This is a genomic window from Baekduia sp. Peel2402 (assembly GCF_052567285.1).
This window is the reverse complement of the sequence record NZ_CP199582.1, coordinates 966,943-982,582: the sequence shown is the minus strand read 5'-3', so window position 1 is coordinate 982,582 and position 15,640 is coordinate 966,943. Positions and strand designations below refer to the sequence as shown.

General features: G+C 71.8%; 15 protein-coding genes. 10 read left to right on the top strand and 5 right to left on the bottom strand.

Annotated features, from left to right (window positions below):
• The first annotated feature begins 46 nt into the window (after positions 1-46).
• The 5 genes from gcvT (at position 47) to ACT01A_RS04805 (ending at position 6,709) form a co-directional block, all read left to right on the top strand.
• Positions 47-1,129: a glycine cleavage system aminomethyltransferase GcvT gene (gcvT, locus tag ACT01A_RS04825; protein ID WP_445151111.1), complete on the top strand. Its 1,083-nt coding sequence runs from the start codon at positions 47-49 to the stop codon at positions 1,127-1,129.
• An 11-nt stretch (positions 1,130-1,140) separates the two neighbouring features.
• Entirely contained in the window at positions 1,141-1,527 is a 387-nt protein-coding gene (gene gcvH, locus ACT01A_RS04820) for a glycine cleavage system protein GcvH (protein ID WP_445151110.1), read from the top strand.
• On the top strand, positions 1,469-2,941 hold the full coding sequence (gcvPA, locus tag ACT01A_RS04815; protein WP_445151109.1) for an aminomethyl-transferring glycine dehydrogenase subunit GcvPA: 1,473 nt from the start codon (positions 1,469-1,471) through the stop codon (positions 2,939-2,941). The genes gcvH and gcvPA overlap by 59 nt, the downstream gene beginning before the upstream one ends.
• A 98-nt stretch (positions 2,942-3,039) precedes the next feature.
• Positions 3,040-4,518, top strand: coding sequence for an aminomethyl-transferring glycine dehydrogenase subunit GcvPB (gene gcvPB / locus ACT01A_RS04810; RefSeq protein ID WP_445152796.1), 1,479 nt, complete (start codon positions 3,040-3,042; stop codon positions 4,516-4,518).
• An 88-nt stretch (positions 4,519-4,606) separates the two neighbouring features.
• The gene (locus ACT01A_RS04805; RefSeq protein WP_445151108.1) at positions 4,607-6,709 is read left to right on the top strand and encodes an MMPL family transporter; all 2,103 of its coding nucleotides are present in this window, start codon (positions 4,607-4,609) and stop codon (positions 6,707-6,709) included.
• Here ACT01A_RS04805 and ACT01A_RS04800 read toward each other — a convergent pair.
• Positions 6,706-7,254 (bottom strand): DUF1360 domain-containing protein, encoded by a 549-nt coding sequence (locus ACT01A_RS04800; protein WP_445151107.1) that lies wholly within the window; start codon positions 7,252-7,254, stop codon positions 6,706-6,708. The two genes, ACT01A_RS04805 and ACT01A_RS04800, sit on opposite strands and share 4 nt — an antisense overlap.
• A 72-nt stretch (positions 7,255-7,326) precedes the next feature.
• Here ACT01A_RS04800 and trpS point away from each other — a divergent pair, with 72 nt between their 5' ends.
• The 4 genes from trpS (at position 7,327) to ACT01A_RS04780 (ending at position 10,861) form a co-directional block, all read left to right on the top strand.
• Complete coding sequence (trpS, locus tag ACT01A_RS04795) at positions 7,327-8,343, top strand: tryptophan--tRNA ligase (RefSeq protein ID WP_445151106.1); 1,017 nt, start codon at positions 7,327-7,329, stop codon at positions 8,341-8,343.
• Positions 8,344-8,397: 54 nt separating this feature from the next.
• Entirely contained in the window at positions 8,398-9,159 is a 762-nt protein-coding gene (locus tag ACT01A_RS04790) for a segregation and condensation protein A (protein WP_445151105.1), read from the top strand.
• Positions 9,160-9,238: 79 nt separating this feature from the next.
• Positions 9,239-10,126, top strand: coding sequence for an SMC-Scp complex subunit ScpB (gene scpB / locus ACT01A_RS04785; protein WP_445151104.1), 888 nt, complete (start codon positions 9,239-9,241; stop codon positions 10,124-10,126).
• A 132-nt stretch (positions 10,127-10,258) separates the two neighbouring features.
• Complete coding sequence (locus tag ACT01A_RS04780) at positions 10,259-10,861, top strand: hypothetical protein (RefSeq protein WP_445151103.1); 603 nt, start codon at positions 10,259-10,261, stop codon at positions 10,859-10,861.
• 8 nt (positions 10,862-10,869) lie between these two features.
• Here ACT01A_RS04780 and ACT01A_RS04775 read toward each other — a convergent pair whose 3' ends face one another.
• The 3 genes from ACT01A_RS04775 to ACT01A_RS04765 are packed head-to-tail and all read right to left on the bottom strand — an operon-like array spanning position 10,870 to position 13,573.
• Positions 10,870-12,240 carry an ankyrin repeat domain-containing protein gene (locus ACT01A_RS04775; RefSeq protein ID WP_445151102.1) on the bottom strand — a complete coding sequence of 457 codons (1,371 nt, stop codon included), beginning with the start codon at positions 12,238-12,240 and terminating at the stop codon, positions 10,870-10,872.
• Positions 12,240-13,235, bottom strand: coding sequence for a 23S rRNA (adenine(2503)-C(2))-methyltransferase RlmN (rlmN, locus tag ACT01A_RS04770; RefSeq protein ID WP_445151101.1), 996 nt, complete (start codon positions 13,233-13,235; stop codon positions 12,240-12,242). Before rlmN ends, ACT01A_RS04775 begins: the two co-directional genes overlap by 1 nt.
• Positions 13,236-13,249: 14 nt before the next feature.
• Positions 13,250-13,573, bottom strand: a complete 324-nt coding sequence (locus ACT01A_RS04765; protein ID WP_445151100.1) for a hypothetical protein — start codon at positions 13,571-13,573, stop codon at positions 13,250-13,252.
• Here ACT01A_RS04765 and ACT01A_RS04760 point away from each other — a divergent pair.
• Positions 13,572-14,321 carry a pseudouridine synthase gene (locus ACT01A_RS04760; protein WP_445151099.1) on the top strand — a complete coding sequence of 250 codons (750 nt, stop codon included), beginning with the start codon at positions 13,572-13,574 and terminating at the stop codon, positions 14,319-14,321. The genes ACT01A_RS04765 and ACT01A_RS04760 overlap by 2 nt on opposite strands.
• Here ACT01A_RS04760 and ACT01A_RS04755 read toward each other — a convergent pair.
• The gene (locus ACT01A_RS04755; protein ID WP_445151098.1) at positions 14,257-15,621 is read right to left on the bottom strand and encodes a diguanylate cyclase domain-containing protein; all 1,365 of its coding nucleotides are present in this window, start codon (positions 15,619-15,621) and stop codon (positions 14,257-14,259) included. The genes ACT01A_RS04760 and ACT01A_RS04755 overlap by 65 nt on opposite strands.
• Positions 15,622-15,640: the final 19 nt, after the last annotated feature.

Below are 15,640 nucleotides of genomic sequence, written 5' to 3'. Positions count from 1 at the left end.
TCCCGGGCCGGTGGAGACCGGGAGGCCGACTGCTAGCCTCGGCCGGGTGGCTGCCGCCTCCACCGAACCCGCGCTGAAGCGCACGCCGCTGTACGACAAGCACGTCGCTGCCGGTGCCAAGCTCGTCCCGTTCGCCGGCTGGGAGATGCCGGTTCAGTACCCGGAAGGCGTGAAGGCGGAGCACCTCGCCACACGCGCGACCGCGGGCGTCTTCGACGTCTCCCACATGGGCGAGATCGCGACGTCGGGCCCGGACGCTGAGGCGTTCCTGCAGCGCCTGCTGTCCAACGACCTCACCAAGCTCCAGACCGGCGGCGCGCAGTACAGCGTGCTGTTGCGCGAGGACGGCGGGGTGCTGGACGACCTCTTCACCTACCGCCTCGGCGCCGACACGTTCCTGACGGTCACCAACGCCGCCAACCACGAGAAGGACCTCGCGTGGTGGCTGGAGCAGGCCTCGGCCTTCGGCGGCGACGTGACGGTCGAAGACGTCGCCGACCAGTACGCCATGCTCGCCGTCCAGGGCCCGCAGGCGCGCGAGATCGTCGGCGCGATCTCCGACAGCCCGCTGCCCGACCGCTTCACCTGCCGCTACAAGATGCTCCGCGGCCAGCGCGTCCTGGTGTGCGGCACCGGCTACACCGGCGAGGACGGCGTCGAGTTGCTGATCGACCCGGCCGACGCGCCGATGATCTGGGACGAGGTCGTCCGCCGCGGCGCGGTCCCGGCCGGTCTCGCGTCGCGCGACACGCTGCGCCTGGAGGTCAACTACCACCTCTACGGCAACGACCTGATGGAGTCGCGCGGGCCGATCGAGGCCGGCCTGGGCTGGGCGTGCAAGGAGGACACCGGGTTCATCGGGTCCGAGGCCGTCGCGGCCGTCCGTTCCGCGGGTCCCGCCGAGAAGCTCGTCGCGTTCACGATGGAGTCGGGGATCGCCCGTCAGGGCAACCCGATCATCGGCGGCGGCGAGGTCACGTCGGGCACGATGTCGCCGTCTTTGGGCGTCGGGATCGGCATGGCCTACGTGCCGGCCGCGTCCGCTGAGCCGGGGACGGAGATCGAGATCGACGTCCGTGGCAAGCCCCGGCGCGCCACCGTCGCGAAGAAGCCCCTCTACACGAAGTAGGCTGCCGCGCCATGGCTGACGCGAGCTACCCCACCGACCTGCTTTACCACTCCGAGCACGACTGGGCCCGCATCGACGGCGACACCGCCGTCTTCGGGATCACCTGGTACGCCCAGGACGCCCTCGGCGAGGTCGTGTTCTTCGATCCGCCCGAGGTTGGGTCGACGGTCACCGCCGGCGAGTCCTACGCCGAGGTCGAGTCCGTCAAGGCGGTCTCCGACGTCGTCGCGCCGCTGACGGGCGAGATCGTCGAGGTCAACCTCGGCTTGGGCGATACGCCCGAGAACATCAACAACGATCCGTACGGCGACGGCTGGATGGTCAAGGTCAAGCTCTCCGATGAGTCGGAGACCGAGAACCTGCTCGACGCCGCCGCGTACGAAGCGACGCTCTCGTAGTTCTTCTGCAAGCCCCTCCCCAAGGACCCCTTTGACGCAGTACACCGCCGTCACGGACGCCGATCTGGCGGAGATGCTCTCCGCCATCGGCGTCGGCTCCGTCCAGGAGCTGTTCGATCGCCAGATCCCCGCCGACGTGCGGCTGGGACGCCCGCTGGACCTGCCGGCGGGGCTGCCGGAGCAGGAGGTCTACGCGCACCTGCGTGAGTTGGCCTCCAAGAACACGTCGGCCGAGGACGAGATCACGTTCCTCGGCGCCGGGATGTACGACCACTATGTCCCGGCGGTCATCGACATGCTCTTGGGGCGGTCGGAGTTCCTGACGCCCTACACGCCGTACCAGCCGGAGGTGAGTCAGGGCAACCTCCAGGCGATGTTCGAGTACCAGACGGCGATCAGCGAGCTGACGGCGCTGCCGGTCTCCAACGCGTCGGTCTACGAAGGGCCTTCTGCTGTGGCGTCCGCCGGCTATCTGGCGCGGCTGGCCAACGGCAAGCCGAAGTTCGTGGTCTCGCGAGGGCTGCACCCGCACTCGCGCGAGACGCTCGCGACGTACGCGCACGGGTTCGGGGCGGAGGTCGTCGAGGTGCCGTTGAAGGACGGCGTGACCGATCCTGAGGCGTGGGCGGCGGCGATCGACGGGGAGACCGGCGCGGTCTTCTTCCAGCAGCCGAACTTCCTGGGCGCGGTCGAGGACGCCGCGGCCTTGGCGGCCGCCGCGAAGGACTCGCCGGCCGTCGTGATCGGCCAGTACGACCCGATCCCGCTCGGCATCTTGAAGCCGCCCGGCGAGTGCGGGGTGGACGTCGCCGTCGGCGAGGGCCAGACCCTTGGCAACCGCCTGGACTTCGGCGGCCCGTCGTTCGGCTTCTTCGCCGCGACCGAGGCGTACCTGCGGCGGATGCCGGGCCGGATCGCGGGGGAGACCGTCGACGCCGACGGCCGCCGCGGGTTCGTGCTGACGCTGCAGACGCGCGAGCAGCACATCCGGCGCGAGAAGGCGACGTCGAACATCTGCACGGCGCAGGCGCTGAACGCGCTGGCCGGCGTCGTGTACCTGTCGTGGCTGGGCAAGCAGGGCTTGGTCGACCTGGGCGAGCTGCTGTTGCAGCGCACGCACTACGCCCGTGAGGCGTTGGGCGCGCTGGACGGCGTCGAGTTGCTGCACTCCCAGCCGGTCGTCCGCGAGTTCGCGGTGTCCTTGCCGGGCGTCGACGTGGCGTCGGTCATCCGCCGCTGCCAGGCCGAAGGCGTCAACCCGGGCTACGCGCTCGGGCGCGAGTACGACGAGTTCCCGGATGGGTTGTTGGTGGCGTTGACCGAGCAGCGGTCCAAGGCCGACATCGACAAGCTCGCCGAGGTCCTCGGCGCAGCGGTCGCGGCCGAGCGCTCGGCCGTGGGGGCGACGGCATGAACAAGCCGATGAACGACAACAAGCTGCACGGCGACCCGGGGATCGAGGCTCATCCGTTGCACCACGAGATTCCGGTGTCGAGCGAGGGCGCGACGCCCATGCAGCGCGACCGCGCGACGACGATCTTCGAGAAGGGCGCCGCGGGGCGCCGCGCGTTCACCGCGCCGGCGCTGGACGTGCCGGAGGTTTCCGATCTCCTGCCTGCGGGGTTCCGCCGGGATGCCGAGGCGCGCCTGCCTGAGGTCAGCGAGCCCGAGCTCGTCCGTCACTACGTCAAGCTCTCGCGGCGCAACTTCGACCTCGACACGGGCTTCTACCCGCTCGGGTCGTGCACGATGAAGCACAACCCGCGGTTGCACGAGCGGGTCGCGTCGTTGCCCGGGCACGCGCGGTTGCACCCGTTGCAGACGCCGGAGCAGTCCCAGGGCGCGCTGGAGTTGATGTACAACCTGGAGCGGGCGCTCGGTGAGGTCTCAGGCCTGCCGCACGTCTCGCTGCAGCCGTCGGCTGGGTCGCACGGCGAGTTGGCCGGCGTCCTGCTGACGCGTGCCTTCCACGAGGATCGCGGTCAGACGCGGACCAAGGTCCTGACGCCCGACACGGCGCACGGCACGAACCCCGCGACGGTCACGATGGCGGGGATGACGGTCGTCAAGGTCGGGACCAACCCGGACGGCGGGGTGGACCTCGACGACCTGCGGGCCAAGGCGGACGAGTCGGTCGCCTGCCTGATGCTGACCAACCCCAACACCTTGGGGATCTTCGACCCCAACATCACGGAGATCGCCAAGATCGTCCACGACGTCGGGGCGACGCTCTACTACGACGGGGCCAACCTCAACGCGATCATGGGCAAGGCGCGCCCGGGCGACATGGGCTTCGACATCGTGCACTTCAACCTGCACAAGTCGTTCACCCAGCCGCACGGCGGCGGCGGCCCGGGTTCCGGCCCGATCGCGGTCTCCGAGCGCATGAAGCCGTACCTCATGAACCCGCGGATCGTGAAGGGCGAGGACGGCGTCTTCGACCTCGACGACCACGGCTATGAGAAGTCGATCGGGCGCCTGCGCGGCTTCCAGGGCAACTACGGGTGCTTCGTGCGGTCCTACGCCTACATCTGCTCGCTCGGAGCGGAAGGGTTGACGGACGCCTCCGAGACGGCGGTGCTGAACGCCAACTACCTGCTCGCGAAGCTGCGCGAGAAGGGCGTCGCCGACAAGCTGCCGCTCGCCTTCGGGGAGCTGTGCATGCACGAGTTCGTGTTGAGCGGCTCGCCGATGAAGAAGGACCTCGGCATCAAGACCCTGGACTTGGCCAAGCGGCTGCTGGACCACGGCTACCACCCGCCGACGGTCTACTTCCCGCTGCTGGTCGACGAGGCGCTCTTGGTCGAGCCCACCGAGACCGAGACCAAGGAGACCCTCGACGGCTTCGCCGACGCGATCGCGGCGATCCTCACCGAGGCCGGGTCCGACCCCCTCATCGCGCAGAACGCGCCCTACACGACACCGGTCCGCCGCCTCGACGAGGCCCGCGCCGCCAAGTCGCCGATCATCCGGCAGCCGATCCCGGCCTAGCCCCGCTTGCGGCCGGCGGCGCCCGCGCGGCGTCGCCGGCCGATCCATCCGTGAACCGACCCCGCGGGCGGGTACGTAGCTTCACGGCATGCAGCGGCTCACGGACCTCGCCACCTCGCGGCGGCGGCTGGTGGCGATCTCCTGGCTGATCCTCGCGATCGCGGGCGGATGGGCGGCGTCCGGGATCTCGGACGCGCTGTCGCAGTCCTTCGACGCGCCCGGGCGCGAGGCGTTTCAGGCCAACCGGGAGATCGCGCAGCGGTTCGGCAACGGCGGGACGATCGCGCCGATCGTCCTGGTGGCGACCGTGCCGGAGGGCCGCAAGGTCACCGATGCGGCCGTGCGGGCCGACCTCGCGCGTGCCGTGGAGCGCGTGACCGCCGCCGTGGGCCGCGCCCGCAGCGTCTCCTACGCCTCGACCGGGGACCGCGCGTTCGTCTCGGCCGACGGCCGCACGACCTACGCCTACGTCTTCCCGCCGCTCGGCCGGCCGGCACCCGACGAGAACCCGCAGGCGCTGGCGGCGGCGCGCCGCGCGGCGGCCGCGACGGAGGTCGGCGGCAAGCCGCTGGCGGTCACCGGCGTCGAGGCGCTCGCCGACGACTCGGACTCCGGCGGCGGGGCGGGGTTGCTCGTCGAGACGGTCGCCGGCGGCCTCGGGGCGCTGCTGGTGCTGGCGTGGGTGTTCGGATCGTGGCTGGCGCTGGTGCCGCTGTTGGTCGCCGTGGTCTCGATCCTCACGACGTTCCTCGCGCTCCGCGGGCTGGCCGCGCTGACCGACGTGTCGTTCGTCGTCCAGTTCCTGGTGGCGTTGATCGGCCTTGGGGTGGCGATCGACTACTCGCTGTTGATCGTGATCCGTTGGCGAGAAGAGCGGGCGCGCCACGACGACAACCTCGCGGCGATCCGCACCGCGATGCGCACCGCCGGCCACTCGGTCGCGGTGAGCGGCTTGACGGTGGCGATCGGCCTGCTCGCGCTGGTCGTCGTGCCGGTTCCGTTCATCCGCTCGATCGGCTTCGGCGGTCTGCTGATCCCGCTGATCTCGGTCGCGGCTGCTCTGACGCTCGTGCCCGCCGTCCTGGCGGCGATCGGCCCGCGGATCGACCGCCGCCACCGCCCCGAGCGCGACGCGCAGCCCGGCGCGCGCTGGACCGCGTGGGCGCGGCTGGTCGTGCGCCGCCGCTGGCCCGCCGCGCTGGCCGGCCTGGCGATCCTGGTCCTGCTCGCGGCCGTCGCGACGACGCTGCGCCCGGGCCGCCCGGCGGTCGACGCGCTCTCCTCGGGCGGGACCGCGCAGCAGGCGCTGCGGACGCTGGAGCGCGCAGGCCTTGGCGCGGGCGCGCTCACGCCGGTCGAGCTGGTCTCCGAGGACGGCGCTCGCTTGACCGCGACGCAGCGTGACGCGCTGGCGCGGGATGTCGATGGCGTCCGCGGGGTCGTCTCTCCTGACGACTGGCGCCGCGGCGACGTCGCCGTCAGCGTCGCGCTCCTGGGGCCGGACGCGGCCACCGACGCCGGCCAGGACGCCGTCGACGCCCTGCGCGCCTCCGACGTGGCCAAGGCGGGCGGCCCGTCGGCGCAGGACCGCGACCTCACCGACGCGATCTACGCCGCGTTCCCGCTGATGGTGGCGATCATCGCGCTGATCACGTTCCTGCTGCTCGCCCGCGCCCTGCGCTCCGTGCTGCTGCCGATCAAGGCCATCGTGTTGAACGTGCTCAGCGTCGCGTCGGCGTTCGGGATCGTCGTGCTCGTGTGGCAAGAAGGCCACGGCTCGCAGCTGATCGGCGGCGTCCCGGCGACCGACACCATCACCAACTGGGTGCCGCTGGCGATCTTCGCGTTCCTCTACGGGTTGTCGATGGACTACGAGGTCTTCATCCTCAGCCGCATGCGCGAGGAGTACGAGCGCAGCGGCTCGACCGACGAGGCCGTCGTCGCCGGCCTGGGGCGGACCGGCCGCATGGTGACCAGCGCGGCGCTGATCCTCTTCCTCGCGTTCGTCGCGCTCGGCGCGGCACCGAACACCGAGATCCGGATCCTCGCGACCGGCCTCGCCGCCGGCATCCTGCTCGACGCGACCGTCGTCCGCGCGCTGGTCGTCCCGGCGCTCGTGACGCTCTTCGGCCGCGCGAACTGGTGGCTGCCGGAGTGGGCGGCCACCGCCGGGCGACGGCGGCGGGTCTAGGTCCGCTCGGTCGGGCGCTCGAAGCGGTGGACGTTCGAGGCGTCCTCGTCGCGCTCGCCCGCCTCGTGCGCGTCGATCGACGCGCGGGCCTGCTTGTCGTTGGCCTCCGCGCACAGCGCGGTGAAGCCGGTCTGCAGCCAGTCGTTCGCCGCCGTCAGCGCCAGCACGGGCACGACGACCGACGCCTCGCGCGGGCGCAGCAGGCGCATGCTCACGAGCCCGAGCGCGCTCCACGCGCCGACGCAGCGGGTGCACGACAGCAGCTCGCCGACCGCGTACCGCATCCGCCGCCCCTTCGGCCGCCGCTCCCCATCCGGCCGCTCCTCCAGGAACGGCTCCCTCACCCACGAGTCCACCTTCTCCTTGGCCACCAACTTGGCCACCGCGAACGTAGCCAAGCCCAGGACGGGCAGCTCGCCCCTCTGGATCGGCTTGCCGCCCTGCGCCCGCGTCGCCACCACCAACGCTCCCGTCAGCGCGCCGTAGCCCGCGGACAGCGCGGCATAGTCGATGGGCTTCGTCGGGGTCCGGCTGACGGGATCCATCGTCAGCGGCTACCCGCGGGTTCGAGCCACCACACGCCGCGCCCGGCGCGCTTCATAGACTCTCGCCTAGCAATGCGCATCTTCAGTGGCATCCAGCCCACCGGCCGCAAGCACCTCGGCAATTACATCGGGGCGATCGTCCAGTACGTGGAGGGTCAGCAGCGTGCGGCGGACGCGGGTGACGTCGCGATCTACTGCGTCGTCGACCTGCATGCGATGACGGTGCCGTGGAACCCGGTCGAGATGCGCGAGCGGGTGTATGACACGGCGGCGATCTTGCTGGCGGCGGGGCTCGATCCGGAGAAGTGCGTGTTCATCCGCCAGAGCGACGTGCCCGAGCACACCGAGCTGGCGTGGCACCTCGGGGCGGTCACCGCGCACGGTGACCTGAACCGGATGCACCAGTTCAAGGAGAAGTCGGCGCGGCAGCGGGACCTCGTCTCGGCCGACCTGTTCACCTACCCGGTGCTGATGGCCGCCGACGTGCTCGCCTACCGCGCGAATGAGGTCCCTGTTGGCGACGACCAGCGCCAGCACGTCGAGCTGATGCGCGACGTCGCCCAGCGCTTCAACGAGCGCTTCGGAGACGTCCTGGTGGTGCCCGAGCTGAAGATCCCCAGTGTCGGCGCCCGGATCATGGACCTCCAGAACCCGACCTCGAAGATGTCCACCTCGAGCGACTCGCCCGAGGGCACGGTCTACGTGCTGGACGACGCCAAGGCCACCGAGAAGAAGTTCAAGCGCGCGGTGACCGACTCGGACGACCCGCCGCAGATCGTCGCGGGCGACAAGGCCAAGCCGGGCGTCTCGAACCTCGTCGACATCCTCGCCGCGACGCGCGGGTGCACGCCGGCCGAAGCGATCGCCTCGCTGGCCGACGCGCGCGGCTACGGAGACCTCAAGGTCGCGACCGCCAACGCGGTCAACGAGCTGCTGGAGCCGGTCCGCGCGCGCTACGCGGAGCTGCGGCCGGACGAGGCCAAGCTGGAGGCGATCTTCGCTGAAGGCGCGCAGAAGGCCCGCGAGATCACGGTGCCGGTGTTGCAGGACGTCCGTCGCGCCATCGGCGTCGGGCCGAAACCTCGCTAATAGCGGGAATGACGGGGCCGTGGCGTCGGGTCGGGCCGCTACGTTCTGGAACGTATGAGCACCCTGGTCGCCGAGCTTGAGCTCGACCTCGAGGTCTTCACCGGCCCGTTCGACCTCCTGCTGACGCTCGTCCTCCGCGAAGAGGTCGACCTGCTGGAGGTGGAGCTGGCCGACGTCGTCCTCTCCTACATCGACGTGCTCGAGGCGCGCGGGGAGCTGGACCTGGAAGTCGCGACCGAGTTCCTGGTCCTGATCGCGGCGCTGCTGGAGCTGAAGTCGCGGCTCATGCTGCCGCGCGAGGACGAGGAGCTGTTGGACTTCGAGCCCGAGATCGCGGCCGAGGAGCTGCTCGCGCGGATGCTCGAGGCCAAGCGCTACCGCGGCGCGGCCTTGCACCTGATCGAGAAGCTGCACTCCGAGGACGGCGTGCGCTTCCGCAGCGCGCCGCTGCCGAAGGGCATGGCGACGACCGAGCTGATCGACCAGGAGGCCGTGTACAAGCCGGCGCGCCTGGGGCGGGCGATCGGATCGCTGCTGGCGATGCCGCCGCAGGTCAACATCCGCCACCTGACGATCCCGCGCGTGACGGTCGCCGATCGGCTCTCGCACCTCAAGCGCCTGCTCGGCCGCGCGGGTCGCACGACCTTCGAAGAGGCCGTGAAGGGCGCCGATCGCGTCACCGTCTGCGTGACCCTGTTCGCGCTGCTGGAGCTCTACAAGCAGGGCGAGGCGACCTGGTCGCAGGACGAGCCCTTCGGAGAGATCGAGATCCGCGCCGGTGAGGCGGCTCGCCCGGCCGCCGCGGCGGTGGCGTGACGGGGGAACGCTCGCCCGGAGGGCGAGGTTCCCTTCCGGGACCTCGCCTGGCGGCTCGCTCCCGGTGCGGAGGCGGCGCGTGAGCGTGCTGACACGCACGATCGAGGCGCTCCTCTTCCTCTCGGCCGAGCCGGTGACGGAGATGGAGCTGCTGGCCGCGTGCGAGTGCTCCGAGGAGGAGCTCGCGGAGGCGCTGGCGGCGCTGACCGAGGCCTTCGCGCCCGGGCAGCGCGGGTTGGAGCTGCGCGAGCTGGCGGGCGGCTGGACGCTGGCGACCGCCGCCGACACCGAGGCCGCCGCACGGCGCCTGCTGTCCAAGCCGCGCACGCCGCCGTTGTCCCCGGCCCAGGCCGAGACGCTGGCGATCATCGCTTACCTGCAGCCGGTCTCGCGCCCGGAGATCACGCGTATCCGCGGCGTATCCGCTGACTCCGCCGCCTCCACGCTCCTGGAGCGCGGCCTCATCGAGGAGTCCGGCCGCTCGCCCTTCGGCGCGGTGCTGTACCGGACCACGTCGCTCTTCCTCAAGCTCTTCGGCATGACCTCCCTGGAGGACCTGCCCGACGTCGCCGAGTGGGACCCCTCGCCCGAGGAGGAGTCCGACCTCCGCGAGCGCCTGCTGCGCGCCGGCGAGGCCCGCGCTGGCTCGGCGCCGACGACGGGCGAGATGGGGCAGACGAGCGAGACGGGCGACGATGGGCCGATCGAGGGCGACGCCGCGGACCCGGCGGCGGAGGGCCTGACACCTGTGGCCGACGCGGAGGCCGAGGTGGCGGAGGCGGACGTCGAGGAGGTGGAGGCGGACGTCGAGGCGGTGGAGGCGGAAGCGACCGACGTCCCGGCGGTGCCGAGCGCGCCGAACGTCGAAGAGCCTGCCGAAGAGGCAACCGCGTCATCCGACGCGACCCCCGCGTCTTTCGAGGACGCGCCTGGCTCGCCGCCGAGCGGCGACGCGCCTTCGCCCTGACGCCCGGCCGGTTACCAGGCCGGCTGTCAATGGAAGGCGTGGCGCTGAGCGTCCTTCACATGTGAGACTCGCCCGCGGCGCTCGGGGGTTGGCCCGCGAGCGAAAGGGTCGTCACACGATGAAGGAAGCGGAATGCCCGAAGAACTGAAGCCCAAGGACGTCGCGCGGTATCGACTTCGCCCGATGATGGCGAGCGCGGTGGTGGTCCTTGGAGCGGCGACGGCGCTCGCCGCGTGCGGAGACTCCTCCGATGACGCCGCCAACGGCTCGGCTAAGACCAAGGCCGCGGCGACCACGACGGCGCCCGCCGCCACCACGGCCGCGCCCGCAGCGACCGCGGCACAGCCGGCCGCGACGGACCCTAACGCGCCACCCGCAGTCGGGACCAAGGCCAAGGCGTGGAGCGACGCCGGGACTGTGCGCCTGGCTCCGGTCTGGCTCGGCACTCCCGGCACGCTCAGCGTCAAGCCGAACGGGAACGTCGACACGTCGGTCAAGTACTACCGCTACGAGCACTGGTATCCGAAGGGCACCAAGGTGACCGTGACGGCTCACAACGGCAAGGCGTCCCGCTTCGCCGAGTGGGCGGGTGCCTGCAGCGGCAAGGACCCTGTCTGCGCGATCACGATGGACGGCTTCAAGCGCACCATCGCCGGGTTCTCCTTCGATAAGAAGCGCGCGAAGGGCCTGTCGTCGAAGGACCCGGCTATGAAGCCCGGCACGGGCGGCGCCTGAGCGCCGCGTCAGCGTTCGAGGGCGGCCAGGCGCTCGGCGAGCGTGAGCTGGCCGCCCTGATGGGCCCAGCCGGCGGCGGTGCCGTTGGAGAGGGCGTCGCGGAGGGTCGGGTCGGCGCCCGCGGCGAGAAGGGCGTCGACGGCGCTGGTATTGCCCGCCTGGGCGGCGATGTGCAGGGCGGTGACGTCGACGCCGTGGTCGGGGCCACCGAAGGTGGCGCGTTGGTTGACGTCGGCGCCGAGAGAGACGAGGCGTTCGATCGCCGCGACGGCGTCTGTCGCCGCCGCCCACGTGAGGGCGGTGCCGCGGTAGACGTCGGCGGCGGGTGACGCGCCGAGCTCCACGAGCAGCGCGACGGCATCGGCTCGGTCGGCGCGGGAAGCCCAGGTGAGGGCCTCGTCGAGGATCTCCTGCGGGTCGTCGGACGGCGTCCACGCCGGGAAGCCGCCGTGCGGGCGGTAGAAGCCGCGCAGCGCGCCCGCTTCCTCGTTTGGTGCGCCGGGAGCGGGGACGAGCGTGCGGATCCGGTCGAGGTCGCCGAGGCCGGCGGCGACGCGGAGGTTGTTGGGGTGGCGCGAGGCGACGGCGAGCGGCTCGACCACCGCGTGATGACCCCAGAACAGTGCGACGACGAGCGGGGTGCCGCCGGCGCCGCGGGCCGAGACGTCGGCCGGCGCGTCGTGGGCGAGGAGGAACGACGCCAGCGCGGCGTGGTTCCCATAGGCCGCCTGGTGCAGCGGCGTCCAGCCGTGGGCGTTGGGGTGCGCGACGTCGGCGCCGGCGTCGAGCAGGAGCGCGATCGTCTCCTGGTCGGGCGCCATGTTGATGAGCGCGTTGCCGTTGGTGCCGTTGGCGGTCGCCAGCTCGGGGAAGCGGGCGAGGATGTCGGCCAGCCCGGCGTGGTCGCGGGCTTCCAGGGCGAGGTAGGCGCGGCGGAAGGGGTCGCCGGCCTCGTCCAGCGCCCGGACGTGGCGGCCGAGCGAGGACCACGACGGGAACCCGTGGCGCCGGGCGACGACCGCGCGGGCGCCGTCGGTGTCCAGCTCCTGGCCCTCGGCTTCGAACGCGGCCGCGGCGGAAGGCGTGCCGTCGAGAGCCGACGCGAGCAAGCCGTCAGCACGTTCCTCGTAGTACTCCATGTCGATATGGAACGCGTGCTCCGGGGAGCTGATCGCCACGCGCTCGACCCACGTCCGCAACTTCGCCCACGACGGGAAGCCGTGCTCGCGCGCGACGACGAGCTGCGCGCCCGCGTCCTTCAGCGGCTTGCGCGCGTCCGGGCGCCACGGCGCTACGCGCTCGATGGCCGCCTCGTCCCCGGCGCGGTGCGCGCGTTCGAGGAGGCGCGCCTCGCGGTGCAGATCGTCAAGTGATGGCACTAGGACGCGGACGCTAGTGCTTTGGCGGCCAGCTGGCCACAAGCGGCGTCGATGTCCTGCCCGCGCGTGAGCCGCACGGTTGCCCCGATCCCGTGCTCTTCCAACGCCGCCTTGAACGCGGCGATGGCCTCGCGGCCCGACCCGTCATAGGTCCCGGTCGGGTTGTAGGGGATGAGGTTGATCTTGTACTTCTTGGGGTCCAGCACGTTGGCGAGCTGGACGGCCTGGGCGTAGGAGTCGTTGACGCCCTTGAGCATCACGTACTCGATGAAGACCATGCGGCGCTTGGTCTCGTAGAAGCGGTCGCACGCCTCCAACACGCTCGCCAGCGAGTAGCGGTCGTTGACCGGCATGATCTGCGAGCGCAGCGTCTCATCGGCGGCGTGCAGCGACAGCGCCAGGCGGATCGGCATGTCGGTCTCGGTCAGGCGCTCGATCCCGGGGACCCAGCCGACCGTCGAGATCGCGGTGCGCCGGTGCGTCACGCCGACGTCGGGCAGCCGGCGGCACGCCTCGAGCACGTTGTCGAGGTTCATCATCGGCTCGCCCATGCCCATGAACACGACGTGGTCGACCTCCTCGATCCGGCGGAAGTGCAGCGCCTGGTCGAGGATCTCGGAGACGGTCAGGTTGCGGCCGAACTTCATCGTGCCCGTCGCGCAGAACGTGCACGTCAGCGGGCACCCGGACTGCGACGACAGGCACAGCGACCGGCGCCCGTCGCGGTAGCGCATCAACACGGCCTCGACGGGCCGGCCGTCCTTGACCGTCTTGAACAAGGCCTTGATCGTGCCGTCCTTGGAGTGCGCCTCGTTGGTGACCTCCAACGTGGAGAACGGCACGCGCTCGTGAAGCTGGGACCGCAATTCGGCGGGCAGGTTCGTCATGCCCTCGTAGTCCGCGGTGCCGCGCGCCGTCCACTCCCACACCTGCTTGGCGCGGAAGGATGGCTGGCCGAGATCACTCAGCGTGGTGTCGAGAAGCTGGAGGTCCATGACGAAGAAGAGCGCTACAGGCTAGCTCCCGGCGGGACCTCGCCGACCGTGACGACCATGTCGTGGAACGTCGCCTGCACGATCATCGGCCCGCCCGGCTGCATCTCGGCGCTCCGGCACGACACGAAGTCGCCCTCCAGCAACAGCAGCGTCGCGCCGCCGATCGACCACGCTGCGACCCGCCCCGGCCGCGGCTCGACCAGCGTCACCTCGCCGTCGTCGCGTACCAGCAGCGGCCCGACGACCGACAGCCCCGAGTTGCCGTCGCCCTGCACGGCCGCCATCACGCGGCGCCCCAGGCGCTCGCGCAGCCACGCCAGGAGGCCGTCGTAGTCCATGTCCATGCTTGTAGCCTCGCAGGCCGTCATGCGCCTCGCGAAGTACCTCGCCCACGCTGGAGTCGCCAGCCGCCGCGCCGCGGAGGAGATCGTCCGCGCCGGCCGCGTCACGGTCGGCGAGGAGGTCGTGACCGACCCGGCGCGCGACGTCGACGGCACGATCGCCGTGCGCGTGGACGGCAACGACGTGGCGATCGCCGAGGACCGCGTCGTCTGGATGGTCCACAAGCCGCGCGGCGTCGTGTCCACCGCCAAGGACACGCACAACCGGCCGACCGTCGTGTCGATGGTGGACGCGCCCGGCCAGCGGCTCTATCCCGTCGGGCGCCTGGACGCGGAGACCACCGGTCTCATCCTCCTCACCAACGACGGCGACCTCGCCAACCGCCTCACACACCCGCGCTACGAGGTGCCCAAGACCTACGTCGCGCACCTGGGCGCGTTCGTGGGGGAGAAGGCGCTGCGCACGTTGCGTGAGGGCGTTGAGTTGGACGATGGACCAACCCTGCCTGCCGAAGTGCGGCAGATCGAGTCCGGGGTGTTGCAGATCACCCTCAGAGAAGGCCGCAAACGGCAGGTGCGCCGGATGTGCACGGCGGTGGGGCACCCGGTGCAGTCGCTGGAGCGGGTGGCCTTCGGGCCGCTGCGGCTCGGCGACCTCAAGGAAGGCCGCGTCCGCCGGCTCAGCCCCGCGGAGGTCCAGCGCCTGCGCGACGCAGCGGCACCACCAGCGCGCGCGCCGGGCTGACCACCTGGTCGCGCCCGTGCGCCTTGGCCTGGTTGAGCGCCAGGTCGGCGGCGGCCAAGCCATCGGAGACCGCAGAGTCGCCCACGCCCACCATCGCGATTCCTGCCGACGCCGTCGTGCGCACGTCGTAGGCCCACGTGCCGACCTTCTGCTCGCGGATCGCCGCCACCGCGCGGTCGACCGCCAGCGTCACGCCCTCGGAGTCGGTGTCGGGCAGCAGCAGCAGGAAGCCCTCGTCGCCGGCGCGCCCCAAGACGTCGCGGTCGCGCAACAGCCCGCGCAAGCGGCGCGCGACCGTCATCAGCACCGCGTCGGCCGCCAGCGGGCCGTGCTCGTCGGCGATCCGCCGCAGCCCGTCGACGTCCAGCAGCGCCAGGCCCAACGGCGCGCCGTCGGCGCGCGTCGACGCCAGGTGGTCGGCCGCGGTCAGCGTCGCCGCACGCGTCCGCACGCCGGTCAGCGGATCCCGCTCGCCCGCCGACGCGTCGGCGCGCACGCCCAAGACGCCCAACCGGCCCAGCCCGCCCGCGACGACCGACAGCAGCAGCCCCGAGCCGATCAGGTCCAGGACGCCGGCCGCGTACCAGCCGACCGTGTAGCGAGAAAGTGCGGCCAGCGTCAGCGCCGTCCCCGCGAAGGTCGTCGCGACGACGATCAGCAGCCGGCGCTCGATCGCGCTGCGCCGCCCGCGCCGCGCCACGATCACGAGCGCCAGCAAGTCCAGTCCGAGCACCACCGGCGCGGTGATCAGGCCGACGTCGGAGAGCCGGCCGCCCGAGACGATCGTCGGCAGCGAGGAGCCGACGGTCAGGACGACCCCGGTCACCGCGGCCACCGCGACGATCACGCCCGAGAACGCGATTGCCACCGCCCGCGTGCGTCGCGCCGTCGGTCCCGCCAGGCGCCGCCGCCACTCCAGCGGCCCGCCCCACAGCGCGACGGCCAGCGCCAGCGGCAGCCCGCCGTGCCAGACCGCCCACAGCCACGCGGCGGCCTGCGGGCCGGCGTCGATCAGTGGCCCGTCGCCGAACGCGCTGCGCAGCACCAGCAGGTGGACGACCGACAGCAGCCCGGCGCCGAAGTACGCGCCCGCCAGGCCGAGCAGCTGCGACGAGCCCAGCCCGAGGAAGCGCGTGGCCAGAAGCCCGGCCGTCAGCAGGTCGAAGATCGCGACGAGCACCAGCGAGACCGGCAGAAACCACAAGGCCGCGCCGAGGCTCTCCCGCAGGAACGGGAGCAGCGCGAGACACCCGGCCAAAAGGCCGAGCACGAGGACGCGACGTGCCGGGGTCGACCCCATCACCTTGGTTGTCGGCCGC